Raw genomic sequence first — 1,019 nt, 5'->3', positions numbered from 1 at the left:
GGGAGAGGAACTGATGAAGATCGCCATTTTATCCCGGGACGGCAGCCTCTACTCCTGCATGCGGTTACGTGAAGCCGCAGAAGCACGCAAGCACGTTGTCGATATTATTGACCCACTCTCGTGCTACATGAACATCAACTCTGCTGCGCCCACGGTGCATTATCGCGGGAAGCAGTTGGTAAAATACGATGCGGTAATCCCACGCATCGGCTCACAGATTACCTTCTACGGCACCGCCGTGTTGCGCCAGTTTGAAATGCTGGGAAGCTTTCCGTTGAACAATGCGCTCTCAATCACCCGTGCACGGGACAAATTGCACTCGCTGCAACTGTTGGCGCGCGAGGGCATCGATTTACCGATCACCGGTTTTGCTCACTCGCCGGACGATACCAGCGATCTGATCGCTATGGTGGGCGGCGCACCGCTGGTGGTTAAACTGGTTGAGGGCACTCAGGGAATTGGCGTGGTGTTGGCAGAAACGCGTCAGGCGGCCGAAAGCGTGATTGATGCGTTTCGCGGCCTGAATGCGCACATTCTGGTTCAGGAGTATGTGAGCGAGGCGCAGGGCAGGGATGTCCGCTGTCTGGTGATTGGCGATACCGTGGTGGCGGCCATCGAACGTCAGGCCAAAGAGGGCGATTTTCGCTCCAATTTACACCGTGGCGGCACTGCACGACCGGTTATCATCACGGAGCGTGAGCGTGCCATTGCGGTGAAAGCGACCCAAACGCTGGGGCTGAGCGTGGCGGGCGTGGATATTTTACGCGCGGCGCGCGGACCGCTGGTGATGGAGGTAAATGCCTCTCCCGGTTTGGAAGGGATTGAACGCACCACCCAATTGGATATCGCCGACATGATGATTGCGTTTATTGAGCAGCACGCATGCGGCTGAGTATCACCAGCCTGATAGGCAATCCCGCTTTTCTATTGGTATCGTGCGCAAATTTTACGTAAGCTAGTAAGGTTTTTACGTTACAGGCGCAAATGAGGCAAATTATGATGGATTCACTCATCGTTCC

Annotated in this window: 1 protein-coding gene; it reads left to right on the top strand. The window is 55.4% G+C overall.

Features of this window, described 5'->3' with window-relative positions; genetic code table 11:
• Positions 1-13: 13 nt before the first annotated feature.
• Positions 14-892, top strand: coding sequence for a 30S ribosomal protein S6--L-glutamate ligase (rimK, locus tag J5224_RS29875; RefSeq protein WP_264628680.1), 879 nt, complete (start codon positions 14-16; stop codon positions 890-892).
• Positions 893-1,019: the final 127 nt, after the last annotated feature.

The sequence above is a fragment of the Candidatus Symbiopectobacterium sp. NZEC135 genome (assembly GCF_025962695.1).
The sequence above is the reverse complement of the archived record's forward strand: the minus strand, read 5'-3'. Positions and strand labels throughout refer to the sequence as shown.